This window comes from Pedobacter sp. HMWF019, assembly GCF_003061025.1.
Taxonomy (GTDB): domain Bacteria; phylum Bacteroidota; class Bacteroidia; order Sphingobacteriales; family Sphingobacteriaceae; genus Pedobacter.
In genome coordinates this window covers 1-1,143 of record NZ_QAIL01000568.1, presented here as the reverse complement: position 1 = coordinate 1,143, position 1,143 = coordinate 1, and the positions used below count along the sequence as shown (strand labels likewise).

Here is a 1,143-nt window from a genome sequence, read left to right as displayed (position 1 = left end):
CCTTCTCCTCTCTTTACTGTTTGCTGGTATACTGGCAAATGGCTCAAATGCACAAAATAAATTATCGGCGAGCAGACAATCCGGGCACTTTACTTATATCTATAAATTAACCGACAAAGAAGCTTATGCAGTTGCAGCAGGGGCTGCTGCTGCGGTAAATGATGCTTTTATGCATAGCCTGGTGGATTCTTTCCGGGTGGATACCAAAAAATCGTATCCTAAGAAAATGCCTTTTGGCCATTATTTGTATGTTACTCCGGTGGCTAATAATTTGGTGTATAGTTTGGAACAGGTGGGGAATGTAAACCTTCAGTTTGTAAACAACCTAAAGGATTTTCAATTCCGGATCACGGATTTGAAAGGCATGCAGATCACCAATGCAGCGGTCAGGATTGGAAAAAATAAAAGTGTAAAATATGATCAGAAGGCGGGCTTGTATGTGTCCAAAAAGGACATTAAGCCAAATGTGATTGTTGTAGAGCAGGAGGGTATTCGTAATTATTTCACCTTTCAGGAGCAAAAGCCCTGGGTAAGGCCAAGAGGAAAGGCAGGCCGTGATTATAATCGTCAGGTTGAGGTGCGCCCGCAGAAGAAGCCAAAGTATGCGGGATATATGGCTTTTAATAAACCCATGTACAAACCTTTGGATACAGTGAAGTTTAAAGCTTATATCGTCAATGCTAAAGGAAAGGCCATTCACAATAAGGCACTTCGTGTAGAATTGATGCGTCAGGGAGAAGAAGAGGGTGGCGAGGTGCTGGGCATGATCCAGCCTTACCGGGATGGTGGTTATGAACATAGTTTCGTATTGTTGGATAGCCTGGATATTGATCTGGACCGCAATTACGATGTTGTGTTAAAAGAGCAGAAAGGAGAGAAATGGGAAAAAGTATATGCAGGTACCTTTCGCTATGAAGATTATGAACTAAAGGGGATTCATTTCTCGGTAAGAACCGATAAGGAAGTCCATTCTCCCGGAAACCCGGTAACTGTTTATATGAAAGCGGCAGATGAAAATGACCTGGCAGTACCTGATGGACGGGTAGAGATTACAGCCATTACGGGAAATGTGAGGACGTTTTATGACCAGCGTGCATTTGTTAAGGATACCTTATGGACCAAGGAAATGGCACTTGATCCGGT

1 protein-coding gene is annotated in these 1,143 nt (G+C 43.0%); it reads left to right on the top strand.

Annotated elements, in window-relative coordinates:
- Positions 1 to 1,143, top strand: a 1,143-nt coding sequence (locus DBR11_RS29795) for a hypothetical protein (RefSeq protein WP_158275400.1), incomplete at both ends; no start/stop codon positions are given.